The sequence below is a fragment of the Mediterraneibacter hominis genome (assembly GCF_014287475.1).
GTDB lineage: Bacteria > Bacillota > Clostridia > Lachnospirales > Lachnospiraceae > Mediterraneibacter > Mediterraneibacter hominis.
Genome location: NZ_JACOPF010000001.1, coordinates 982,813 through 1,007,838, shown reverse-complemented (window position 1 = coordinate 1,007,838; position 25,026 = coordinate 982,813). Strand labels below are relative to the sequence as shown.

23 protein-coding genes and 1 other annotated feature are annotated in these 25,026 nt (G+C 42.0%); of the genes, 19 read left to right on the top strand and 4 right to left on the bottom strand.

Annotation, left to right across the window (positions count from 1 at the left end; genetic code table 11):
* Nucleotides 1-74 precede the first annotated feature (74 nt).
* Nucleotides 75-1,634, top strand: coding sequence for a cardiolipin synthase (gene cls / locus H8S37_RS04980; protein ID WP_186874907.1), 1,560 nt, complete (start codon nt 75-77; stop codon nt 1,632-1,634).
* A 121-nt stretch (nt 1,635-1,755) separates the two neighbouring features.
* Here the strand turns inward: cls and H8S37_RS04975 are convergent, their stop codons facing one another.
* On the bottom strand, nt 1,756-2,310 hold the full coding sequence (locus H8S37_RS04975; protein WP_186874906.1) for a DUF5067 domain-containing protein: 555 nt from the start codon (nt 2,308-2,310) through the stop codon (nt 1,756-1,758).
* 566 nt (nt 2,311-2,876) lie between these two features.
* The gene (locus tag H8S37_RS04970; protein WP_186874905.1) at nt 2,877-3,980 is read right to left on the bottom strand and encodes a serine/threonine protein kinase; all 1,104 of its coding nucleotides are present in this window, start codon (nt 3,978-3,980) and stop codon (nt 2,877-2,879) included.
* Nucleotides 3,981-4,081: 101 nt separating this feature from the next.
* On the opposite strand from H8S37_RS04970, the gene H8S37_RS04965 reads away from it, so the two are divergent.
* The 3 genes from H8S37_RS04965 (at nt 4,082) to H8S37_RS04955 (ending at nt 6,475) form a co-directional block, all read left to right on the top strand.
* On the top strand, nt 4,082-4,504 hold the full coding sequence (locus tag H8S37_RS04965) for a hypothetical protein (RefSeq protein ID WP_186874904.1): 423 nt from the start codon (nt 4,082-4,084) through the stop codon (nt 4,502-4,504).
* Nucleotides 4,505-4,624: 120 nt separating this feature from the next.
* Nucleotides 4,625-5,905, top strand: coding sequence for an adenylosuccinate synthase (locus H8S37_RS04960; protein WP_186874903.1), 1,281 nt, complete (start codon nt 4,625-4,627; stop codon nt 5,903-5,905).
* A 402-nt stretch (nt 5,906-6,307) separates the two neighbouring features.
* Nucleotides 6,308-6,475 (top strand): hypothetical protein, encoded by a 168-nt coding sequence (locus H8S37_RS04955; RefSeq protein WP_186874902.1) that lies wholly within the window; start codon nt 6,308-6,310, stop codon nt 6,473-6,475.
* Here H8S37_RS04955 and H8S37_RS04950 read toward each other — a convergent pair.
* Complete coding sequence (locus H8S37_RS04950; RefSeq protein WP_186874901.1) at nt 6,461-6,703, bottom strand: hypothetical protein; 243 nt, start codon at nt 6,701-6,703, stop codon at nt 6,461-6,463. The genes H8S37_RS04955 and H8S37_RS04950 overlap by 15 nt on opposite strands.
* Before the next feature lie 196 nt (nt 6,704-6,899).
* Here H8S37_RS04950 and H8S37_RS04945 point away from each other — a divergent pair, with 196 nt between their 5' ends.
* From H8S37_RS04945 to H8S37_RS04910, 8 genes are all read left to right on the top strand, one after another.
* A complete protein-coding gene (locus tag H8S37_RS04945; protein WP_186874900.1) occupies nt 6,900-7,415 on the top strand; it encodes an SEC-C metal-binding domain-containing protein in 516 nt (171 codons plus the stop codon).
* Complete coding sequence (locus H8S37_RS04940; protein ID WP_186874899.1) at nt 7,416-8,165, top strand: YdcF family protein; 750 nt, start codon at nt 7,416-7,418, stop codon at nt 8,163-8,165. It abuts the gene before it with no gap.
* 18 nt (nt 8,166-8,183) lie between these two features.
* Nucleotides 8,184-8,390, top strand: a binding site (T-box leader).
* A gap of 214 nt (nt 8,391-8,604) precedes the next feature.
* Complete coding sequence (locus H8S37_RS04935; protein ID WP_186874898.1) at nt 8,605-9,471, top strand: aldo/keto reductase; 867 nt, start codon at nt 8,605-8,607, stop codon at nt 9,469-9,471.
* 96 nt (nt 9,472-9,567) lie between these two features.
* Nucleotides 9,568-11,502 carry a threonine--tRNA ligase gene (gene thrS, locus H8S37_RS04930; RefSeq protein ID WP_186874897.1) on the top strand — a complete coding sequence of 645 codons (1,935 nt, stop codon included), beginning with the start codon at nt 9,568-9,570 and terminating at the stop codon, nt 11,500-11,502.
* Between the two features lie 51 nt (nt 11,503-11,553).
* A complete protein-coding gene (locus H8S37_RS04925; RefSeq protein ID WP_186874896.1) occupies nt 11,554-11,880 on the top strand; it encodes a DUF1540 domain-containing protein in 327 nt (108 codons plus the stop codon).
* A 123-nt stretch (nt 11,881-12,003) separates the two neighbouring features.
* Nucleotides 12,004-13,383, top strand: a complete 1,380-nt coding sequence (locus H8S37_RS04920; RefSeq protein ID WP_186874895.1) for an AI-2E family transporter — start codon at nt 12,004-12,006, stop codon at nt 13,381-13,383.
* Nucleotides 13,361-14,281, top strand: a complete 921-nt coding sequence (metA, locus tag H8S37_RS04915; protein WP_186874894.1) for a homoserine O-acetyltransferase MetA — start codon at nt 13,361-13,363, stop codon at nt 14,279-14,281. Before H8S37_RS04920 ends, metA begins: the two co-directional genes overlap by 23 nt.
* 39 nt (nt 14,282-14,320) lie before the next feature.
* Complete coding sequence (locus H8S37_RS04910; protein ID WP_186875774.1) at nt 14,321-14,851, top strand: cob(I)yrinic acid a,c-diamide adenosyltransferase; 531 nt, start codon at nt 14,321-14,323, stop codon at nt 14,849-14,851.
* Between the two features lie 52 nt (nt 14,852-14,903).
* Here the strand turns inward: H8S37_RS04910 and H8S37_RS04905 are convergent, their stop codons facing one another.
* Nucleotides 14,904-16,256 carry a dicarboxylate/amino acid:cation symporter gene (locus tag H8S37_RS04905; RefSeq protein ID WP_186874893.1) on the bottom strand — a complete coding sequence of 451 codons (1,353 nt, stop codon included), beginning with the start codon at nt 16,254-16,256 and terminating at the stop codon, nt 14,904-14,906.
* Nucleotides 16,257-16,598: 342 nt separating this feature from the next.
* Here H8S37_RS04905 and H8S37_RS04900 point away from each other — a divergent pair, with 342 nt between their 5' ends.
* The 7 genes from H8S37_RS04900 to H8S37_RS04870 all read left to right on the top strand — a co-directional run bounded on the left by H8S37_RS04900 (nt 16,599) and on the right by H8S37_RS04870 (nt 24,965).
* Nucleotides 16,599-18,113, top strand: a complete 1,515-nt coding sequence (locus tag H8S37_RS04900) for a YjjG family noncanonical pyrimidine nucleotidase (protein WP_186874892.1) — start codon at nt 16,599-16,601, stop codon at nt 18,111-18,113.
* A gap of 19 nt (nt 18,114-18,132) precedes the next feature.
* Nucleotides 18,133-19,311 (top strand): PucR family transcriptional regulator, encoded by a 1,179-nt coding sequence (locus H8S37_RS04895; RefSeq protein ID WP_186874891.1) that lies wholly within the window; start codon nt 18,133-18,135, stop codon nt 19,309-19,311.
* Nucleotides 19,312-19,511: 200 nt separating this feature from the next.
* Complete coding sequence (locus H8S37_RS04890; RefSeq protein ID WP_186874890.1) at nt 19,512-20,726, top strand: M20 family metallo-hydrolase; 1,215 nt, start codon at nt 19,512-19,514, stop codon at nt 20,724-20,726.
* Nucleotides 20,723-21,994: a dihydroorotase gene (locus tag H8S37_RS04885; RefSeq protein WP_186874889.1), complete on the top strand. Its 1,272-nt coding sequence runs from the start codon at nt 20,723-20,725 to the stop codon at nt 21,992-21,994. Before H8S37_RS04890 ends, H8S37_RS04885 begins: the two co-directional genes overlap by 4 nt.
* A 16-nt stretch (nt 21,995-22,010) precedes the next feature.
* Nucleotides 22,011-22,721, top strand: a complete 711-nt coding sequence (locus H8S37_RS04880; RefSeq protein WP_186874888.1) for a dihydroorotate dehydrogenase electron transfer subunit — start codon at nt 22,011-22,013, stop codon at nt 22,719-22,721.
* On the top strand, nt 22,722-23,624 hold the full coding sequence (locus H8S37_RS04875; RefSeq protein ID WP_186874887.1) for a dihydroorotate dehydrogenase: 903 nt from the start codon (nt 22,722-22,724) through the stop codon (nt 23,622-23,624). It abuts the gene before it with no gap.
* 159 nt (nt 23,625-23,783) lie between these two features.
* On the top strand, nt 23,784-24,965 hold the full coding sequence (locus H8S37_RS04870) for an aminotransferase class I/II-fold pyridoxal phosphate-dependent enzyme (RefSeq protein ID WP_186874886.1): 1,182 nt from the start codon (nt 23,784-23,786) through the stop codon (nt 24,963-24,965).
* Nucleotides 24,966-25,026: the final 61 nt, after the last annotated feature.

The following is a 25,026-nucleotide window of genomic DNA, read 5'->3' as shown; positions in this document are numbered from 1 at the left end:
AATAATTTGTGCTAAACTGATACCATGTTAAGCAGGGACACACAGAAGGGCAGCATATAAAGGAGCAAAAAGAAATGGAAAATGGGGCTGTGAAAAAGGCAAAAAAGGGAATTTTAAGTGTGATATTTGGGCGGACTGCCCTGATTCTGGCATTGATATTGGTTCAGCTGTATTTTATGCTTACAGTTGCGACGATCCTGCACGAATATGCGGTTTATGTATACGGAATATCGACGGTCATAGGCGCTGGAGTTATTGTTTATATTATAAACGAAAGAGGAAATCCAGCGTTTAATATGACATGGGTTCTGCTGATACTGATTTTTCCAGCGTTTGGATGTCTGTTTTATCTCTATGTGAAATCACAGATAGGAACCAGGTATATTGGAAAACGCTTAAATAAGCTGCGGCTTGAAACCCATCCTTATATGGAACAGAGAACGGAGATTATAGAAAATTTAAGAGAGAGCAAACCAGCAGATGCAAATCTTGCCTATTATATGAAATATCAGTTGGATTTTCCTACATACCAGAATACACAGATGGAGTATTTTCCAAGCGGAGAAGCGTGGTTTCCCGTTCTTATAGAAGAACTGAAAAGAGCAGAGCAATTTATTTTCATGGAGTATTTTATTGTAGCGGAAGGAAAGATGTGGGACAGTATCCTTGAAATTCTGAAGTCGAAAGTAAAGCAGGGAGTAGAAGTTCGGTTTATGTATGACGGCATGTGCAGTATGTCCCTTTTGCCTTATGGGTATCCAAGAGAAATCAGAAAATTTGGGATTCAGTGCAGGATGTTCAGCCCTATCCGTCCTGTGCTTTCCACAACGCAGAATAATCGGGATCATAGAAAAATCTGTGTGATAGATGGTAAGGTTGGATTTACAGGCGGTCTGAATCTGGCAGATGAATACATCAATGAAAAAGAAAGGTTTGGCTATTGGAAGGATACGGCGATCCTGCTCCGAGGAGACGCGGTGCAGAGTATGACGATGCTTTTTCTCCAGATGTGGAATGTAACAGAAACGAGGCCAGAGAACTATAAAGCATATTTGACAAAAATGAAACCGTATATTGATAAAGAAAGCGGATTCGTGCTTCCCTATGGAGACAGTCCGTATGACCATGAAAATGTGGGAGAGGAAGTGTATTTTCATATTTTAAACCACGCCAAAAGGTATGTGCACATTATGACGCCATATCTGATTTTGGACAATGAGATGCTGGATACGCTGACACATGTTGCGAAAACAGGAATTGAGGTCAGCATTATCATGCCGCATATACCGGATAAGTGGTATGCGTTTGCAGTGGCAAAGACATTTTACAAAGATTTGATTCAGTCCGGTGTACAGATTTATGAGTTTACTCCAGGATTTGTACACGCAAAAAGCTTTGTGTCTGATGATGACACAGCGGCGGTAGGCTCTATCAATTTGGATTACAGGAGCTTGTATCTACATTACGAATGTGGTGTCTTTGTCTATGATAATCCCGTAGTGGCAAAAGTGGAACAGGATTTTCAAGAGACGCTTGAAAAATGTCATCTGGTGACGCTGGAGGATGTGCGTAGGTGTAATCCATTTATGAAACTGTGCGGAAGGGTGTTAAGACTGATTGCGCCCTTGATGTAACCCGAACATTTGGTGTTTATAAAAAGAAGGTATCCAAGACGGAGCGCTTTAGAACGCGTATATAATCCTGGATACCTTCTCAATATATTCGAAAGATAAGCCTACTTTGTTCGAACTATTTTTACTGAAGTTCTATTGTTTTTGTTCCGAGCTCTTCCCCCATAAAGCTGGCAGTAGCAGTTAAGGTAATAGGCTTATCTGCATAGTTTGCATTATAGGTAATACAGGTAGTTACAGTACCGCCTGGTTTTACTTCAGCCATACTTGTGCTAACCAGGGCGTCATACGGTTCTCCCGTCGGAGCAACCCCAGAATTTAATGTTTCAACGGTGGCATCGGTTTCCTGCGTTAAAGTCATATAAAGCGGCCATACAGCGACAGGTGACTTGTTTTCGTCACTGTTGTTTGTATATTCATAAGTAATAACGACAGCAGGTACACCAAGGCTGTAATTGTTTTCCGCTGGAATAATTTCTGTGTTGGTGATTTTGATGATACAATCCTCTGTCCGAAGTACATCATCTTTGAAGTAAACAGTCTCTTCTTCTGCTTCCTCTTCTGCGGGAGCTTCTGTCTCCTCTTTGGCTTTTCCAGAATCGTCAGAGGAATCTCCACATGCGGCGAGGCCGAAACATACAGTAAGTGCCAATAAAGTTGCAAGAATTTTCTTTTTCATAGATTTTTCCCTTCCTTTTTGTTTTTCTTTTTCAGTATACTTAGAAAAGGCAGAACAAAGTGGGTTTGCCCACTTTGCGCGCCGCCGCAATACCGCAAAGCGGTAAAATTTCCTTATTGCGGCGTGCGCATCCCGCCCGGAGGGCTTTTTGTATAATAGGAAATTTATCGAAATTTCCTATTATGATTCGGGTGTCAAAAGGTAACTTATTTAAATTCTCTTATCAATTTTCACAAAAAGTAACTTTTTAGACTCCGGTGCGCGGAACATTCCGATGAACCTCTTAATACGAAAATCACGTCAGCAAAGGCTTCCGTGATTTTTGAGTTTCATCTCCATCGCGCATAAAGTCGTCTGGCAAGTTATCTTTTTGTGAAAATTGCCGGAAGCATTTGCAAAAGTTACCTTTTGACACCCGAATCCTATTATAAAATAAAAGCCTTCTGTACCTAATATACAGAAGGAAAGTGAGTTTTGGTGTGCGCGGAGCATACTTGATGTAGTGCATACCTTCTTTCAAGAGGGCTTTATTGTATAAGGAACGAAGCTTCCTATACAGTGAAAAGTCAAAGAATGACTTCCCATACAAGCACATATAAAAATAGAATAGAGAAAGAGAATAGAAACAGTGCACATTTTAAAAGAATACGGTAAATGGCAGGCCAGTTGGAAAAATTTTTAATATGGGCTTCATAATTTCCAATATTTCCAAAAATTCCAAAAGGTACATAAAAAAGAAAAATCAGTATCATCCAGTAGCTGGCTGTTTCAGAGCCAAATGGAAGGGTTAAATCCAGAGAAGAAACCGTTAGGATAATAAGAAGCAGATAGCCGAGGATACTGCACAGAATATGCAGGGGTTTCTTTTTGTGGAAGCCAGGGAGCAGAGTCAGAAGTCTCCGGAAAGGCCTGTATGTTTTGGCAGCAGAGGGACATGCAGGGTACTTTATCTGGCAGTGTCTAAGGGCAGACTGCAGCTCTTCGATGGAAGAAAAACGGTTTTTTGGATCGATCTGCGTGCACCGAAGGATAATACCAGAAAAGGCGGTATCCGAGGAAATCTGTTCTGCAGGAAGTTTACCTGTAAGCATATAATTGAGAAGCACCCCGAGGGAGTAGATGTCGCTTCGTTCGTCGGTCTGTCCAAAACCAAACTGTTCTGGCGGAGCAAAACCGGCAGTTCCAAGAAGCACTGTATCCTGCGGCTGATTTGGTTTTTTGAAACGTGCGATTCCAAAATCAATCAATTTGACAATATGATCTGTGGAAATTACAATGTTCCCGGGTGTAATGTCTCGGTGAATGATCCCTTTTTTATGTAAAAAGGAAAGAACATTGCATAGCTGTAATATATAGGAAAGGGTACCCTCTCTGGAAAAAAGGCTGCCCTGCTGGATTGTCTGAGCAATTGTCTTTCCGCTGACATATTCAGTCAGCGCATAGTAATGGCCATCAAGCATATAGGTTTCAAATATCCTGGATAAATTTGGATGTGGGTATTCTTTAAGAATTTGGTATAATTCATACTGTTCAAAGGTAAGCTGCTTTTTGACGGCAAGCGTACCTGTCGATTTTTCCTTTACAAGAAAGGTAGAACAGACTTCCCTGTCCTGTAAGGGAGAGAGAAGTTCGTATGCATTTTCCAGATAGGCACTTTTTAAATTAGACATGGGGCACCGCCTTTGTTGATTTTTTTATAGAAATATTTTATCATAAGTAATACGTTTGTAAATAATATTTCCGATATATATAAGGAAATAAGGAGGAAAGTATGGGAGAGAAAAGTACGGACGAGCTGCTTAAAATATTGAAAAGTAAAAAAAGCTATGCTGAATATTTGAGAGAAGAACCTGTGTTTTATACAGGCAGTCTGGAAGAAGAACTGGAAAAGCTGACAGAAAAAAAGGGGCTGACAAAAGCAGAAGTAATTGAACGTTCAGGATTGGACAGAACATATGCCTATCAGATTTTTTCAGGCAGGCGCAAACCGGCACGGGATAAACTGCTAGCCCTGGGATTCGGTATGAGGCTTGCGATAGAAGAAATGCAGAAGCTTTTGAAAGTTTCGGAATATCCAGTTTTGTATGCAAAAAATAAACGGGACAGCATCCTGTTATTCTGCCTGGACAAAGGCGTTTCTCTGATTGAAACAAATGAGCTTCTCTATGAAATGGGAGAAAATGTGATAGAATAAGAGAAAACGGGAAAATATCATTTTACATAATTGGAAAAGTATAGTATAATTCTTACGGCGGTTTTGTTATTGAGATAGGCCGGCAAAGATGAAAAAGCGAAATACGCGGGAGGGTTTAAAATGGTAAAAGCAGTAGTTGGCGCAAACTGGGGCGATGAAGGAAAAGGTAAGATTACAGATATGCTTGGCAAAGAAGCAGATATCATTGTCCGGTTTCAGGGCGGGGCAAATGCAGGCCATACCATCGTAAACGATTATGGAAAATTTGCACTGCATACGCTGCCTTCAGGAGTGTTCTACAGCCATACAACCAGTATCATCGGTAATGGAGTGGCGCTGGATGTTCCGGTATTATTTAAGGAAATACAGACGATTACAGAGCAGGGAGTGCCCAGACCGAAAATCCTTGTGTCTGACAGAGCCCAGATGGTAATGTCCTACCACAAAAATCTGGATGCCTATGAAGAAGAAAGACTGGCAGGAAAATCATTTGGTTCTACAAAGTCGGGAATTGCGCCATTTTATTCTGACAAATATGCGAAGATTGGTTTTCAGGTCAGCGAGCTGTTTGATGATGAACTGTTAAAGGAAAAGGTTATACGTGTGGCAGAACAGAAAAATATCCTGCTGGAGCACTTGTACCATAAACCCACAATCCATCCTGATGATTTATATAAGGAGCTTATGGGCTACAAAGAAATGGTGGCGCCGTATGTGTGTGATGTTTCTTTGTTTCTTAATAAAGCGCTGAAAGAGGGCAAGAGTATTCTTCTGGAAGGACAGCTTGGTTCCTTAAAGGATCCAGATCATGGAATCTATCCGATGGTAACTTCCTCCTCCACGTTGGCGGCATATGGGGCAATCGGCGCGGGGATTCCTCCTTATGAAATCAAGCAGATCATCACTGTGTGTAAGGCGTACTCAAGTGCGGTGGGCGCAGGAGCGTTTGTCAGTGAAATTTTTGGAGAAGAAGCAGAGGAATTAAGAAGAAGAGGCGGAGACGGAGGAGAATACGGCGCTACGACCGGACGTCCGAGGAGAGTGGGCTGGTTTGACTGTGTGGCATCCAAGTATGGATGCAGGATGCAGGGGACAACAGATGTAGCCTTTACTGTCTTAGATGTTCTGGGATATTTAGATGAGATTCCGGTTTGTGTAGGGTATGAGGTGAACGGAGAAGTAATTACAGATTTTCCTGTCACACATCTTCTTGAGAAGGCAAAACCAGTATGGAAAAAGCTGCCAGGCTGGAAAGCAGATATCCGCGGTATAAAAAAATATGAAGAGCTTCCGGAAAACTGTAGAAAATATATTGAATTTGTAGAAGAACAAATCGGATATCCGATTACAATGATTAGCAACGGGCCGGGAAGAAACGACATTATCTATAGAAAGAAATAGAAAAAAAGTGCTGTGTCTTAAAAGATGCGGCACTTTTTTTATATAATAGGAAATTTTGATAAATTTCCTATTATATAAAAAGCCCTCCGGGTGGGATGCGCACGCCGCAATAAGGAAATTTTACCGCTTTGCGGTATTGCGGCGGCGCGCAAAGTGGACAAGTCCCTCAAGATTGAGGGGCAGGGGAGTTGAAGTGGGCTTGCCCACTTTGCTCTTTCTTTCTATAAAATGAAAATAAGAATTTCTTAAGAATCCGATAATTAAAACTTTAGAGATTTTCCATAAGGAGTACACAATTGACAGATAGAATAGAACTATGCTAGAACAAAAAAATTAGCATATTTAAAAGCAGGGGATAATATAATATAAAGCTGGGGTTTAAATTAAAAAGGAGGTATTTTTATGCGTCAGAACAACATGGGAAGAAACCAGGAGATAATATCGCTGGAAGAATACCTGCAAAAGAGACAAGCGATAAGAGAAAAGGAAACACAAAAAAATATACATAAGAAAAAAAGAGCAGGAGAAAGCACAACCGCCCTGGAGCTGGCAGAACTACTGTATGTCTGATTGGGAGTCAACATGTTTGGAAGACTTTTCATTTCGTCTGTCAGCCAGACGGTAAACGAGAATACAGGCATACAGTAATACAGGAAGTAAAATTGTCAGCGCAATAGAGGCTGCCAGTAATTTGAGAGAGAGCTCTGTGTTGATAAACGCAAAGACTAAGGTACTGCCGTACATACAGACAAGCAGTATCGCCGAAATAAGGGCGAGAATACGTTTTGATTTTTTCATAGGGAATCCTTTCTTTATTTGCATGAAGTATAAATGTGCCGGTATCCGTAAGAGGAAGAAGTGTCCTTTTTGGAAAGAACCTTCTTAATTACACGGCTCTACAGAAGATTATATACCAAAATAGTAGTTTACGGCAAAGAAAATTTGGTATATAATAAGTTCGCAGCTGAATTTATAGATAAAGGAGCAATATACAATGAGTGAGAAGAGTTTATTAGAACAGTGGAGAGCGACTGCCTATAACAGAGAGTTGTCCAAAGACCAGCTGGAAAGATTCTGGGGAAACTACTTTCAGATAGAGAAAGAAATTTATGAAAAGCTGCTGGCAGAGCCAGATGTAGAAGTGAAAGGTTCCGTAAAGGAGCTGGCCGAAAAATATGGACAGAGTGTTATGACTATGGTGGGCTTCTTAGATGGAATCAACGACAGCTTAAAGAAAGAAAATCCGATAGAGACAATGACAGAAGATACAGTTGTAAGTCTTGGATTTGACAAAGAGAAGCTATATAAAAACATGGTGGATGCAAAGGCTGACTGGCTGTATGAGCTTCCGCAATGGGAAAATATTTTTGATGAGGACACAAGAAAGCGTCTTTACCGTGAGCAGAAGCAGTCGGGGACAATCCGCAAGGAGAAGAAAATCGGAAGAAATGACCCCTGTCCATGTGGAAGCGGCAAAAAATATAAAAAGTGCTGCGGAAGAAATGTATAAATGAGAATGTATTTTTTATTTGCAGGTATTTTTGGAATTGTTTATTATCTGATACTTGCAGTTTATTCAAAAAAATGGAATTCTACGTTTGCAGGGTTTTGGTTGGTGACAGGCGGTGCACATTTTATCTTATGGTGTGCGCCGCTTTCTTCTAATATTAAAAAAGGAATATTTGCCATATGTCTTTGTGTATGGGCGATCTTCTTGCTTGTGGAGGCATGTATTTTTCGGACAATGAAAAGTTCTTGTACAGTACGGGTAGATTATCTGATTGTACTTGGGGCACAGGTGCGGGGACGAAAAATTACGAACTCTCTTTTACGCAGACTGAATACTGCTTTGTCGTATCTTCGTGTCCATACGGACACAATGGTGATTGTGTCTGGAGGGCAAGGGCCGGGAGAAGAGATAACAGAAGCCCAGGCAATGGCAGAATACCTGTATGAGTGCGGAATCGCAAAAGAACGGATATTGAAAGAAGAAAAATCGACTACCACAAGAGAAAATCTGCGGTACAGCAGACAGCTTATAAAGTCTTCCAAAGATACAGTTTGTATTGTGACAAATGATTTTCATTTATATCGGGCGCTCGCAATAGGCAGACAGGAGGGATACCAGAATCTGGCTGGGATTGCAGCAGATTCCAATCCGATATTTCAGCTAAACTATTTGGTAAGAGAATTTTTTGCTGTTCTGGCCCTCTGGTGTTTTGGCAAAATCCGGTTGACAAAAGGGCGCAGAATGTTATAATGAGGCTATGTAAAAAGTGACAATGCGTGGATGAGAAGAGTAGGATGTGAAAAAGGACACAGAGAAGGAAGTCAAAGGCTGGAAGCTTCCTGTCTGGAACCATCTGAAAACTACCTCGGAGTGGCTGCAAAACAGTCCGGTGATACCGTTATCATCAGAAATAGAGTGGTTCTGGCTTTTGCCGGTTCAATCAGGGTGGAACCGCGGGAATATCCCGTCCCTTTCTGCATTTTGCAGAAAGGGACGTTTTTTTGCGCGAAAGCACAGAGCCGTGCATTTCTGTATAGTGGCAGACAGAACAGGTATGTTCTGATCTGACAGTATACAGAAGTATAGGGCGAGAGCACGCGACCGAAAGCCCGAAGGGGTTGAGGTGCAGGCACGGCAAAAGCCCGAAGGGGTTGAGGTGCAGCACGACGGAAGGGAAAGGAGTATCTGTATGAAAAATATATATGACTGTTATACACTGCGCAATGGATTAAAAATTCCCTGCATGGCGTATGGGACTTACAAAGCAGCGGAAGGAAAGAGCGCAGATATTATCGGAGACGCGATAAAAGCCGGATACCGGTATTTTGATACCGCTTCTTTTTATGGAACGGAGGAATATCTTGCAGAGGCGATTTTGAAGAGTCAAATTCCGAGGAAGGAATTTTTTATAGCAACGAAGCTGTGGAAAGATGAAATGGGATATGAGAATGCGAAGACAGCATGCAAGAAAAGTCTGGAAAGACTGAAGACAGACTATATAGATATGTACCTGATTCATTGGCCGCTTCCTGAACCGGGATACAAAGAATGGAGGCAGTTAGATCAGGAGACATGGAAAGCATTAGAAGAGCTGTATGAGGAAGGTCTGGTAAAATCCATTGGATTGAGCAACTTCCTTCCACACCATATTGAAAATATATTAAAGGTATGCCGCATTGCGCCGATGGCGGATCAGCTTGAGTTCCATCCGGGATACAGTCAGGAGGCAGCAGTGCGCTACTGTCAGGAGAAGGGGATTCTGGTACAGGCATGGAGTCCGATAGGAAGGACTAGAGTGCTTGAGGCTCCTCTTATTCAGGAGCTTGCCGGAAAATATCAGAAATCGGCAGCGCAGATATGCCTGCGTTACGCAGTACAAAGAGGTGTAGTGCCATTACCGAAGACTTCTTCCTTAGAACGGATGAAACAGAACCAGGATGTGTTCTCATTTGAATTAAGTACAGAAGATATGTACCGGTTAGAGACAATGCCGCAGTGCGGCTGGTCAGGAGAACATCCGGACTGCAAAAGAGTGCCTGCACAGCAGGCAGAATAAAAAAAGGGCAGACACCAAGTCTGTGTCAGGTGCGAAACAGCAGACAAGCAGCACATAAAAAATAAAAACAATAGGATAGAAAGGATGAATAAACAGATGAAAATTACATTAAAAGATGGTTCCTGTATGGAATATGCAGAAGGAAAATCAGTGATTGAGATCGCCGCTGACATCAGCGAAGGACTTTCAAGAGTGGCAACGGCAGGAGAGGTGAATGGAGAAATTGTAGATTTGCGCACAGTCCTTGAAAAAGACTGTGAGCTGAATATTCTCACCTTCAAGGATGAGAAAGGAAAAGGGGCGTTTCGCCATACTGCTTCCCATATTATGGCACAGGCAGTCAAGAGACTATATCCAGATACAAAGCTGGCGATCGGCCCTTCTATTGCAGATGGCTTCTATTATGATGTGGACAGAGATACGCCGTTTACGGCAGAAGACCTGGAAAAAATTGAAGCGGAAATGAAAAAGATTGTAAAAGAAAATCTTCCGATAGAGCAGTACACTATGCCGCGAGAGGAGGCGCTCGCATATTTCAAAGAAAAGAACGAACCCTACAAAGTGGAGTTGATTGAAGATCTTCCCGAGGGAGAGGTTATCAGTTTCTATTCCCAGGGAGAGTTTACGGATCTCTGTGCAGGGCCGCACCTGATGTCTACGAAACCGGTAAAAGCATTTAAACTGACGTCTCTCGCAGGCGCATACTGGAGAGGCAGTGAAAAAAATAAAATGCTGCAGAGAATTTACGGAACCGCATTTCCTAAGAAGGCCGAATTAGAAGAATACCTGCATATGCTGGAAGAGGCAAAAAAAAGAGACCACAGAAAATTAGGAAAAGAATTAGGGCTGTTTATGATGCGTGAAGAGGGCCCAGGCTTCCCATTCTTCCTGCCAAAAGGGATGGATTTAAAAAATACGCTGCTGGATTACTGGAGAGAAATTCACAAAAGGAACGGATATGTGGAAATCTCCACTCCGGTGATATTAAGCCGCCATCTCTGGGAGACATCCGGACACTGGGATCACTATAAAGACAATATGTACACGACAGTAATAGACGAGGAAGATTTCGCGATAAAGCCGATGAACTGTCCAGGAGGAATCCTTGTCTATGAGTCAGAGCCACGTTCTTACAGAGATTTGCCACTGCGTATGGGCGAATTGGGACTGGTGCACCGCCATGAGAAATCAGGACAGCTCCACGGACTGATGAGAGTGCGCTGCTTTACACAGGATGATGCACATATTTTTATGACTCCGGAGCAGATCCGCGGAGAAATTAAGAATGTGGCAAAAATGATAGATGAAGTATACAGCCTGTTCGGATTTAAATATCATGTAGAGCTTTCCACCCGTCCGGAAGACAGTATGGGAAGTGACGCTGACTGGGAGATGGCAACTGATGCCCTTAGAGGTGCGCTGGATGATCTGGGGCTTCCCTATGTAGTGAACGAAGGAGACGGTGCATTTTATGGCCCGAAGATTGATTTCCATCTGGAAGACTCCATTGGAAGAACATGGCAGTGTGGAACCATTCAGCTGGATTTCCAGCTTCCGCTTAGATTTGAACTGGAATATACAGGAGATGACGGAGAGAAGCACAGGCCGATTATGATCCACAGAGTGGTATTTGGTTCTATCGAACGGTTTATTGGAATTTTGATCGAGCATTTTGCGGGGGCGTTTCCGACATGGCTTGCTCCTGTACAGGTAAAAGTGCTTCCAATTTCCGATAAATATATGGAGTATGGAAAGGCTGTGTTAAAAGAATTGGAAGATGTTGGAATACGGGCAGAAATCGACAGCCGTGCAGAAAAGATTGGGTATAAAATCAGAGAGGCACAGATGCAGAAAATTCCATATATGCTGGTAGTAGGAGCCAAGGAAGAAGAGGAAGGGGTTGTCTCTGTAAGGAGTCGTTTCGAAGGAGACGAAGGACAAAAAAGTATGGCAAAATTTATCAGCGAGTTGAAAAAAGAAATTATGGAAAAAACAGTGCGTGAAGTGAAAAAACAGGAGCTGAATAAATAAAAAAATGCAGGGCATAATGATACTGAATTTGTAAAAAAGGAGGGTATCATTATGCCAGAATTAAAATGTACCGTGCAGACATGTGTGCACAATAATCAATTTTTATGTGAGCTAGACAGGATACAGGTTGGAGGAAGCAGTGCAAAAACTGCACAGGAAACCTGCTGTGACAGCTTCCAGGAGAGAAAAGAAGGATATACAAACAGCTATGCAAACAGTATGGCGGCGGCGTCGGATTGTGCCTGTGTAGACTGCCAGGCAACAGATTGTAAGTACAATGAAAACTGTCAGTGCAATGCAGGGAAGATCAGTGTGGAAGGAAGCAATGCCTGTCATTGTGACGGAACAGAATGTGCGACATTTTCATGCCGCGGTTAAAAAAGAAGGCGTTTCCCAAAGCGGGAGATGCCTTTTTCTATGTTGTACCTTTTTCTATGCTGTTGACGCAGACTTATGTAAGGCGTTATAATAAAACGTACAAAAACGAAAGGTGGACAATAAATGAAAGAAGAAACACAGCAGGATGTTCAAAAAAGAGAACCTCCTAAAAGTGGATATTACATAAAACAGCCAGTACTGAAAAATAAAGGAGCCTCTAAGCTGAGACAGCAATTTGGAAAAGGCATGACAATCTTTGTCGTAATTGCAGCGTGTATTCTTTTTTATTTTGCACTGCTCCGCCTTACGATTATTTCTGATATTCTTGCAAAAATTATCCATGTACTAAAGCCAATCATTTATGGGATGGCGATAGCATATCTATTGAATCCTATTGTAAAATTCGCAGACAGACATCTGTTGCCTGTAATAAAAAAGAAGTTTCCCAAATTAAAGAAAAAAGAACAGTTGACAAGGGGAATGGGAATTATGGCGGGGCTGCTGGTGTTGATAGCCGTTGTAGTGGCGCTGTTTAATATGATGATTCCAGAATTATACCGGAGTATAAGAGACATGGTGATTACAGTGCCAAGCCAGATGAATCATTTTCTGGAATCATTTTCTAAAATGAACGCAGAGAATTCTGCTATCGGTAAATTTGCGGCGGAAGTTTTGGCGGAAGCGGCAAAGTTTTTACAGAATTGGATGCGCACGGATCTTCTGGAACAGGTAAATGTGGTAATGTCCGGTCTTACAGTCGGAGTGATCAACATTATCAGTGAGATGCTTAACATTGTCATTGGGATGATTGTCTCTGTGTATGTGCTCTTTAGCAAGGAGAAATTCTCCAGACAATGTAAAAAGATTGTGTATGCAGTATTTAAACCCTCTAATGCGAATATGATTCTTCACCTTACGATAAAAAGTAATGAAATTTTCGGTGGGTTTATAATCGGGAAAATCATAGATTCTGCTATTATAGGAGTGCTGTGCTTTATCGGCCTGTCTCTTTTGGATATGCCGTACACAATGCTGGTCAGCGTTATTGTCGGAGTGACCAATGTGATTCCATTTTTCGGGCCTTATATCGGTGCAATTCCGAGTGCGATTTTGATTCTGTTATCAGATCCGAGGATGGGAATTTATTTTATTATTTTTATATTATGCCTGCAGCAGTTAGACGGAAATATTATCGGCCCAAAGATTCTGGGGGACTCAACAGGTCTGTCTGCGTTCTGGGTGGTATTTTCCATTCTGCTTGGGGGAGGACTGTTTGGATTTCTTGGGATGATATTGGGAGTTCCTACGTTTGCTGTAATTTACTATATTGTGAATATGATTGTCAACAATCGGTTGGAGCGTAAAAAACTTCCGACAAATACAAATTGTTATGACAAATTTAGTTACGTGGATTCTGATGGAACATATGTACATTCCGATGAAAATGAGATGAATAACACAGAAAGAGGAGAGAAAAAGCATGCCGATTCGAGTACAAAATGATTTGCCGGTAAAGGAAATATTAGAACAAGAAAACATATTTGTGATGGATGAATATCGGGCGGCACACCAGGACATTCGGCCGATCAGCATAGGGCTTTTGAATCTTATGCCGCTGAAGGAGGACACAGAGCTGCAGATTCTGCGTTCCCTTTCTAATACGCCGCTTCAGGTAGATGTAACCTTCGTGAGAGTATCCAGCCATGTGTCAAAAAATACATCTACAAGCCACATTTATAAATTTTATGAATCATTTAAGGAAGTCAGAAACCGAAAATTTGACGGCTTTATTATCACCGGCGCCCCTGTAGAGCTGCTGCCGTTTGAGGAGGTAGACTACTGGGAAGAATTAAAAGAGATTATGGACTGGACGACGACCAATGTGACTTCCACCTTGCATTTGTGCTGGGGAGCACAGGCAGGGGTATACTACCATTATGGGATTGACAAAGTAAAGCTGCCCAGGAAGAAGTTTGGAGTATTCAAACACCATGTGAGAAACAGAAAAATTCCGCTTGTCAGAGGGTTTGATGACGTGTTTTACGCGCCCCATTCCAGACATACGACAGTTCCGGAAGAATTGCTTCAGAAAGATGAACGGATTACGATTCTGGCGGATTCCGAGGAAGCAGGCGTATTTCTATGTATGGCGGAGGATGGAAGAAAGATTTTTGTCATGGGGCATCCTGAGTATGACCGGATGACACTGGACGGAGAGTATAAAAGAGATCGGGCAAAGGGAATGAATATTCAGATGCCAGTCAATTATTATCCGGATGGGAACCCGGATAATAAGCCTCTGCTTACGTGGAGGGCATGCGCAAACAATCTTTATACAAATTGGTTAAATTACTACGTTTATCAGGTAACGCCGTATGACTTGTATGGGACGCCGTTTTAAGCATCCATTTATAATAGAAAAGGTCAAGGTATGAGAGTAATGAACGAAAAAAAAGGATTGATACACATTTATTTTGGAAATGGGAAAGGCAAGACAACCGCAGGCATGGGGCTGTGTGCCAGGGCAGCAGGTTATGGATATAAGGTTTTGATTTATCAATTTATGAAAGATAATACGACAAGCGAAAGAAATATTTTAAAATGTTCGGAAAATATCACGATTTTGGATGGACTTGAACAGGAAAAATTTAGTTCTAGCCTTACGGAGGAGGAACGTCGCGAACGGCGTATATTTTATACCCGTCAGTTTCAAGAGGCAGTACAGCAGGCAGAACGAGGATATGATGTATTGTTTCTGGATGAAGTTATCTATACAATACAAGCAGGCTTATTGGATGAAGAAATAGTAACGGATTATTTGGAAAAGAAGCCGGAGCACCTTGAGGTTATACTGACAGGAAATGCTCCGAGCAGCAAATTGATAGAAGCAGCAGATTACGTATCGGAAATCAAAAAGATAAAGCATCCTTTTGACAGCGGGCAGCGTGCAAGAAAAGGAATTGAGTTGTAGAAAAGCATCCCCTCAGGTTACGGCTGAGGGGATGCTTTTCTGTTACATGCTGTTATTTTACAGGGCTGTTATAAACGGTTTCATTCAGCATATTTTCGGATTTGGCAACATAGATACATGTACATGAGTCGCCGACTACGTTCAAAGAAGTACACAACATTTCAATCGGTCTGTTGATCGCCAGTATCAGACTATATGCAAGCAGCGCGCTGTCTGTTGTGAAACCAAAGCCAGACAGGATAGTAAAAAGGATGACAGCGCCGGCTCCCGGGGCCGCCGGTGTGCCAGCCGAACATAGAGCAACCATGACGGCAATCATGATCAGCATGGGGATTGTTACTTGCTGTCCAGAACATCCAGCAATAAACAGTGTGGCAATTACCTGCATAATTGCGGTGCCATTCATATTAATCGTCATTCCAAGAGGAAGGACAAAAGAGGCTACTTTTTCATCCACACCTAATTCCTGAGAGGTAGTCTCAAGATTCAAAGGGAGCGCTGCGGCGCTGGAAGAAGTAGAAAAACCAAACATTGCGACTTTGGAAATCTTTTTTATAAAAGGAACCGGGTTTAATTTGGTTCCGAACCGGATGATCAGGGCATATCCGATAAAGAGATAGATTAGAAGCAGGAGGATAGTTGTTATTACGTAGACAAGCGCAGGACGCAGATAGTCGATGCCATATGTAGCGAATGTCCTTGACAGAAGGACAAAAATGGCAACAGGACCGACCTTTGTCACTACAAAATTTAAGAAAACGACAACCACATCATTTATTTCCTGAAACAGTTTTTTTAAAGTATGAGTTTTTTCCTCTCCGAGTACATTCATGCACAGACCAACCACGACAGCAAGAAATACAACGGCAAGGACAGCAGTATTGTCGCCGAATACCGCGGTGATATTAGACGGAACCGCATTTAAAATAACGAGAAGTGGATTGGAGCCTGTGGAACCTTCAGAAGCAGAAAGTCCGGTGATATTCGCGTCAAAAAGACCATTGCTGTACAAGAACATTCCGACTATGCCCGCCAGGAGCAGAGCAAAGAAGTAACATAAAAGAAACCAGGCAACCGTTTTAAAAGAGATACGGCCCAGTGTACGCGTGTCGGAGATTGTACCGATGGCGAGAGCAATCGAAGTAAAGACCATAGGGATGATAACAAGTTGTAAAGCGCGTATAAACATCTGACCGATAATATAAAACAAACCGACAGCACTGGATGCTCCTTCGGCAGAGATATCCTGGAACAAGAGAGTATTGATTGTATTCCAGATATTCCCATTGCCGGATGCATTTAATGTTTCACGCAGCCACATGAAGAAAAAACCGACGATAATGCCGAGTACAAGAGAGATGACCATTCTTCGTGCCAGAGAATGCGCGGATTTTTGTTTTTTCATTGTTGAATCCTCCTTGTGAAATGTTATGTTTCTGCAGAAACTCAAAAAACGGCGTAATAAGCGTGACTTGACTATATACGCTTATTACGCCGCCGCTGTATACTGTTATATTAAGGGATGAAATTCTTCCTTACAATTACCAGACGGACAAAAAAGCGACAGGAATTTTGTCTTTTTTAACAAAGATTTTATACGCTGCTTATATTATGTTTAGGATATGTAAAAACATAAGAAAAGTAATTGACAAAACAAAAATGATGATGTAATATAATATTTTCTTGTTGAAAAGAAAGAAAATTAAATATAAAAAGTGCAATAGTCTGGTAATTTGGAGGTAATGAGATGTATAGCAGTATGGAGACGATCGGATTTTCAACGTACTTTAATGATGTAGTGAATTATTTTTATGAAGATGAAAGACTCGTAGTTCAGTTTGGACAAAAGCTGGGGTTTGATGTGAGACAGGATATGTTTTTAGGGGTGGTGTTCCTTTATCCTTCTACAGAGCAGGGAACATTTGAGGAAAAAGAAAGACTAAAGAAGCAATTGGAACAGATGTGTGCGCTGCCCTCCATCAACAAGAAAGTCGGATCAAATCAGATGTTTTATGTAGATAACGGAGTAGCGACTTTTTTGGTAGGACATACGAAAGATGAACTGACAGAGATCCTTCCGGAATTTAAAAAGGAAGCGGTGGAGCGCTTAGAGACGCTTGGAGGAAACAAAAAAGTCCGTGTAGGGATTGGACTGCCGGAAAAAGGGATCGCAGGAATCAAGCGCACATATACATACGCTATGAAGGCGGCAAAAGCAGGCGAGATTTTCAAAAAAGAGAGAGTTATCTTAGATTATATGGGAATGGAGATTTATAGTTCTATTAATGCGATGGTAACAAATTATGGCAAGCAGATTACAGATATCGTATTTAGCCAGCTCGGGAAAATGGAGATCGATGTGCTTGCCAAATATTATAAATGTAAAGAAGATATAGACATGACAGCGAAAGTGCTGGATATTCCGTCTGACTTAGTGAGAGAATACCTGGCGAATGTAAAAAAGTCAACCGGACTGGACGTACATGACACTGAGGACAGCTTTAAACTTCATCTGCTGATGATTGCGAAAAAGGTGCTGGATACAAATAAAAAGATAGATAAGATGAAAGCGATAAAACAGTATGAATATATCCTGTTGGATATAGATGATACACTTTTGGATTTTCAGGCAAATGAAAAAGAGTCTTTTGTACGTGTATTAAATGAGTATGGATATAAAAACCCACTTTCCTATCTTCCTGTATATAAAAAAGTGAATGATAAGTTATGGAAAGATTATGAACAAGGAAAGATAGAGAAAACAGAGGTTCTGAACACAAGGTTTTCAAAGACTATGCGGGAATTTGGCATAGAGATAGATGGAAGCGAGTGGGAGGTAAAATATCGTTCCTGCTTAAACGAAGGAGCACAGATGATAGAAGACGCAGAAGAAGTCTGCCAATGGCTGAAAGGAAAATATCGTTTGTTTATCATCAGTAATGGGGTGGTTGCAACACAAAAAAGACGGTTGAAAGCTTCCGGGCTTGAAAAATATTTTGAAGAGGTCTTTATTTCAGAGGAGGCAGGGGCACAAAAACCTTCTGAAGAATTTTTTTCATATGTAGAGAAACATATTCCGGGCTTTGACAAGAGGAAGGCGCTGATTGTAGGAGATTCTTACAGCTCTGATATAAAAGGAGGGCTTCGATATGGCATTGACACATGCTGGTTTATAAGGGGGGATGTAAAAGAACAAGAACAGCAAGAGAAAAGTACATACAGAATCAGCAGATTAAAGCAGTTAAAAGATATACTGGATTAAGTACAGGGGTTGACGAAAGATGGCTAAACTTAGGGAATTGTTAAAGTTCAAGTCACTTAAAAACCTGGAACTTGTCACAAGCACAGAATGCCTGGATGTCAATGTAGGAACAGTGACGGTGATGGAGGTACCGGATGTGATCCAATGGTTAAGGGGCGATGACTTTCTGATAACAAGTCTGTATTCTATCGGAGATGACGAAGAAAAACAGTGCCGGCTGCTCTATGATCTGATGGAAACTCACAGTGCATGCCTGGCGATTAAAACAGGAAAATATGCACACTATATTTCAGACAAAATGATTGCGATTGCAGATAAAAACCATTTTCCATTACTACGGATTCCCTATGAAATGACGTATATAGACATTATTATGGATGCTATGAATGTCATTATGACAGAAAGCAACAAAAGGAAGATGCTTGGAAAATATTTATCCGATATTATTTTTCATCCTTCAGCGAGTAATGCTATGCTTAAAGAAGAAGGGCGGCTTCTCAATGTAGATATTGAGAATGACTTTTTTCAGGCAGTCATAATTAAAGCAGGCACTCAGGAGTTCTATGAAGGGAATAAACATAGAATGGTCAAATTTGCGGCGGACAGACTTTCTAATTTTACTGAAAGGTTGTCAAAAGGATTGTTTAGCAGTAATTTTGCGCTAGAAAAAGGAATCCTGTTTATGCTGTATGGAAGAGAAAAGGCATGTTTAGAACAATATTTGCCGTTTGTCTTGACAGAGATGAGGGTGATATTGGATAGTCTGGCGATTCCAGGAGATTATCATGTAGGAATCGGAATGGCATGCACAAAAGTGACGGGCATCCGGCGTTCTTATGAAGAAGCAATGCAGGCGCTTGAACTAGGGCAGGTTATGGAAAGAACTAAAAAAATCCACTTATTTTCAGAACTGGAGCTATACAGCAGTCTGCGTGAGATGCTGCAGAATAAGCAGAAGAGTCTTTTTTCAGATATTTTGGGAAAATTGAAAAATCAGGAGTTAGTGGATACATTGATTATCTATTATGAATGTGATGGGAATATGGATGAGGCAGCGAGCCGGATGTATACACATAAAAATACAATAAAATATCGCTTAAATAAAATAAAAGAGCTTACCGGGCTGGATATAAAACGTCAGGAGGATAACTTTAAATTATATTTTATGGTACTGGAGAAAAAGCTCTGCGGCAGATAAACAAAAAGCATATTCTTTTGTCTAAATAAACAAAAAGAGTATGTTTTTTTTGCGTCTGTGAACATATCATTATGAACGGCCTGCAGATATACTGTTTTCATAAAGATATGGCTGTCAGGGCTGCTGTTTCTAAAGCTTTATAAAGAAAGAAATGCCTTTACACCGATACTTATGAAATGATAAAGTAGGAGGAGACAGATATGATACATAGTCGTAAGGACATGCAGTACTGTGAAGAACTTTTTAAGGGATTCTATAATATAGGAGCTACTGCGGACGGAGGGGTTACACGCCTTGGCTATACACAGACAGAAGACCGGATGCATGAGACGCTGATAGCGGCCGGCAGACAGATGGGATTTACCGAAATGGCAGATGAGGTGGGAAATACCTATATTTGTAATAGTACAGAAGACAATTATTATTTAATCGGTTCGCATTTGGATTCTGTTGTAGAAGGCGGCAGATATGACGGTGTGGCAGGCGTGATAGCTGGAATGATGGTGCTGCGGTGGGCGAAAGAGGACGGATTAAATGTACCTATCCGGGTAGGGGCTTTCCGGTGTGAAGAATCCAGCAATTTTGGATGTTGTACGATTGGAAGCGGTCTTATCACGAAAGAAGTGTACAAACAGGATATTGAAGGCTTGGTGGCAAAAGATGGAAGGCTTCTGGGGGACATCTTTGAGGAACGCGGATTGAACATCCGTCCAAAAAAGATAGAAGGTGTACGTCAGTATCTGGAGTTACACATCGAGCAAGGCAAAGTGCTGAATGAATGTCATACAAAAATTGGCATTGTCAGTACGATTGCAGGGCCTATTCGCTATAATCTGTACTTTCATGGAATGGCGGAACATTCTGGAACAACGCCGATGATGATGAGAAATGATGCTCTGTGTGCAGCGGCAGAAGTCGTGTTGGACGTGGAACGGCTTGGGCAGAGAGAATCTATGTATCAGTCTGTTGCAACGGTCGGAGTTTTATATAACAGACCAAATGCAATGAATGTGATTCCGGGCGAAGTACAGATCGGGATCGATATCCGTGGAATTGACAGGGCAAGTCTTGACAGAATTGAGAAGGGCGTGTTAGACTCTGCAAGAACGATATGCAGGAAGCGTAAAGTACAGCTTATCGAAGAAAAATTAAGCAGTATTCCGCCTATAGAGATGACGAAGGAACTGGAAACGAAGCTGGAAGAGGTGGCTCGCAGGCTGCATATATCAAATCGCATTATGGTCAGCGGCGCGGGGCATGATGCAATGTCATTTGCGGCAATCTGTGATACCGCAATGCTTTTTATACCATGTGACAAGGGAAATAGTCATAATAAAATGGAGTTTGCCGCGATCGAGGATATATGTAATGGAGCAAGAGTTATATATGAACATATCAGGAGGGAGAATCAGTGATTTTAATTAAAAACGGCAGGGTGATTGACCCTAAGAGTGGAACAGATGAGATACTGGACATTTTAATTGAGGATGGAAAGATTGCGGGAATCGGGAAATATAAGCGCAGCAATGATTATGAGCGTGTGATTGAGGCAGAAGGAAAAATCGTCGCGCCGGGACTCATTGACGTACATGTACATTTCCGAGATCCGGGACTGACATATAAAGAAGATATTGAAAGTGGTGCAAAAGCGGCTGCGGCAGGCGGATTTACGACTGTAGTGTGTATGGCGAACACAAAACCGCCGGTGGATAATCCGGAGACGCTCTCCTATGTATTGGAGAAAGGAAAACAGGCAGACATCCGTGTGTTGTCTGTAGCAGCAGTGACAAAAGGAATGCAGGGAAAAGAGCTGACAGATTTTGCGGAATTAAAAGCGGCGAAGGCCATAGGATTAAGTGATGACGGGATTCCTATTCAAGACAGCCGGCTGATGTATGAGGCGTTAAAAAGGGCAAAAGAAGAAGGACTTGCGATTAGCCTGCATGAGGAAGACCCGGATTTTGTACAACAGGCAGGCATTAACAGGGGGCATGTCTCTAAGGCGCTGGGAATCGGAGGCGCCATGGCACTTTCCGAACAGCTTATGGTAGCAAGGGACTGTACATTAGCGTTGGAGACGAAAGCGAGAGTCAGTATCCAGCATGTAAGCTCCAGAGTGTCGGTAGAGTATATCAGGCTGGCACAGAAGCTAGGTGCAGATGTGTGGGCAGAAGCAACGCCGCAGCATTTTTCACTGACGGAAGAAGACGCGCTTGTGAAGAAAAACTTTGCAAAAGTCAATCCTCCTTTACGTACAGAAGATGACCGGCGTGGAATTATAGAAGGGTTAAAAGATGGCACGATACAGATTATTGCGACCGATCATGCGCCTCACTCTGCGGAAGAAAAAAGCAGGGAGATCACGAAAGCGCCAAGCGGAATGATTGGATTGGAGACGGCTTTGGCGCTTGGAATTACAAATCTTGTCCGCACAGGGAGCCTTACAATGGAATGTTTCTTGAAAAAAATGACGTTCAATCCGGCAAGACTGTATGGATTAGACAGTGGATATATTGCAGAAGGAAAGCAGGCGGATCTTGTTATTTTTGATGAATTTGAGAAATGGAAGGTGGAAAAATTTTATTCAAAATCCAGCAATTCTCCATTTATTGGAGAAGAATTATACGGTAAAGTAAAATATACGATCTGTAATGGCAGGATTGTGTATGAAGATAAAGAATAAGAAAAGGAGGATGAATATGGGAAAAATACTGACAAATAAAAAACTGTCAGATGACTTTTATCTGATAGAAGTGGAAGAAAAGAATCAGGTGAAAGCCGGACAATTCTATATGCTGCGGGGCTGGGAAGAGTATCCGGTGCTATCAAGACCTATCAGCATATTCGATGCAGACGGCGACAGGGTATCTTTCTTGTATAAGAAAGTGGGAAAAGGAACGGAATTGATAAGCCGTCTGGAACCCGGAAAAATGCTGACGCTCAACGGTCCTTACGGCAATGGTTTTCCGATGAATGTAAAAGGAAAGATTGCCATGGTAGGAGGCGGCGTCGGAATCGCTCCCTTTTACTATACAGCGAAAAAATATAAAGAGGAGGGAATCGGCAGCCAGATAGATATTTACCTGGGCTTCAGTCAAAAATCTGTTCTGGAAGAAGAATACAGAAGTGTTGCAGATAATCTATATCTAGATATCGGCGGGTTTATTACAGATTTGGTCAATCCTTTGGAGTACGATGTGATTTTGACCTGTGGTCCGGAAATTATGATGAAAGTTTTATATGAAAAATGTAAGAAAATGGACGCAGGAGTTCCTTTGTATGTCTCTATGGAGAACCGTATGGCATGCGGGATAGGCATGTGCAAGGTCTGTACCTGTAAGACAAAGAACGGGAATAAGACAGCGTGCAAGGACGGCCCGGTATTTTTAGGAAGCGAGGTGTTTGCATAGATGAGCAGATTACATACAGAATTTGCAGGGATTGCCTTTAAAAACCCAGTTGTCCTGGCATCCGGCACATGTGGATTTGGCAGAGAGCTTGCAGAGTGCTTTGACATTGAAAAATTGGGAGGGCTTTCCTCAAAAGGACTGATTATTCATCCCCATGGGGGCAATGACGGGATCCGGATATGGGAGACACCAAGCGGGATTATGAACAGTGTAGGGCTGGAAAATCCGGGAATTGAGGCGTTTATAGAACAAGATCTGGATTGGATCAATGAAAAAGACGTAGTCAACATTGTAAATATGGGAGGACACTCGAAAGAGGATTATTTTCGCGGAGCAGAACGCCTGAATGATGTAAACATAGATATTCTGGAATTAAATATTTCCTGTCCTAATGTAAAAGAGGGCGGTATGAATTTTGGGGTCAAGACAGAGGCGGCCAGGGAGCTTGTGCGCGAAGTGAGGAAAATCAGCAAGCACAAACTAGTAGTTAAGCTTTCTCCCAATGCAGAGGATATTGTAGCTCTGGCAAAGATGTGCGAGGAGGAAGGCGCAGACGGAGTTTCCCTTGTCAACACGTTTCTTGCGATGGCAGTGGATATAGACAAGAAAGCAATGGTATTTCAAAATGGATATGCGGGACTGTCAGGTCCGGCGATCAGGCCAATCGCTCTGCGTATGGTACATCAGGTGTGCAAAGCGGTGAAAATACCGGTTATGGGGATGGGCGGTATTACGACATGGCAGGATGCAATTGCATTTATTATGGCAGGGGCACAGGTTGTACAGGTGGGAACTGCCACATTTATGAAACCGGATATTTCTCTGGATATTATCGCCGGAGTGGAAAAATATATGGAGGATAACCACTTAGATTCACTAAATGAGATACGGGGAATTCTGTAGGAAAGCCAGGAAGTTTGTACTTAGATATAAAATATGGTATGCTAAATAAGCGGCAGCAGGTTACACTGTTTCCGCTTGTTTTATTATTCCAGAGAAAAGATATAGCAGGCAAGGACATAAAAGGTTTGAAGATGCAGTCTATTTATTAAGGAGGAACAGATGAAGAAAATTGAATTTTCCGATAAGGCAAACCAGTTTGAAACAGGAATATTTGCGGTGTTAAATGAAAAGAAGAAGGAACTGACAGGGCGGGGAAAACAGGTATTTAATCTATCGGTAGGAACACCGGATTTTGCTCCGGCTGCACACGTGATGGAAGCGATGAAAAAGGCGTGTGAGAATCCAGAAAACTATAAATATGCGCTCGCCGATCTGCCGGAGCTGATTGAAGCAGTACAGTATCGTTACAGGCACCGCTTTAGGGTAGAACTAGAAAAAGAAGAAATTACATCGGTTTACGGAACACAAGAAGGAATGGCACATATCGGCATGGTTCTGTGTAATCCGTCAGATACGGTCTTGGTGCCGGACCCGGGCTATCCACTGTTTGAGATGAGTGGGATTATGGCTGGAGCTAAGGTGGAGACTTATCCTATAGAGGAAAAGAACGGGTATCTGCCTCAGCTTTCCAAAATTCCAAAAGAGGTGCGCAGACGGACAAAATATATGATTGTGTCTTATCCACTCAATCCGGTATGCGTGTGCGCGCCGGATGCATTTTACAGAGAGCTGATTGCGTTTGCGAAAGAAAACGAGATTGTTATTCTCCATGACAACGCGTATTCTGACATTACATTTACAGATAAAAGAGGAAGCTCTTTCCTTGCCTTTGACGGGGCAAAGGACGTAGGTGTTGAGTTTTATTCTCTGTCCAAATCATATAACCTTACAGGTGCGCGAATCTCCTTTTTAGTTGGAAACAGTGAAATAATACAGAAGCTGAAGATTTTCCGATCGCAGATTGATTACGGAATCTTCCTTCCTGTGCAGTATGCTGCTATAGCAGCGCTGACGGGGCCAGATGATTTTATTGAAGAGCAAAGAAAAAAATATGAGGAACGAAATCATATGTTGTGCAGCGGGCTTAGAAAGATTGGATGGAATGTGCCGGACAGCCAGGGAACAATGTTTGTATGGGCAAAAATTCCAGACAATTATGAGACCTCTTTTGATTTCTGCATGGATTTGATGGAGAAAACAGGCGTTATTGTGACGCCTGGAAGTGCATTTGGCAGAGGCGGAGAGGGGTATGTCCGCATGGCGCTGGTGGCAGATAACATAATGATAAAGGAAATCATAAAAAAACTAGAGGAATCAAAAATATTTTTAGACAAAAAATAAGGAAGAAGCAGGAAATATTTTTGTGGAACATTCCAAGTTGACTGTAGATGGACAGGGTGGT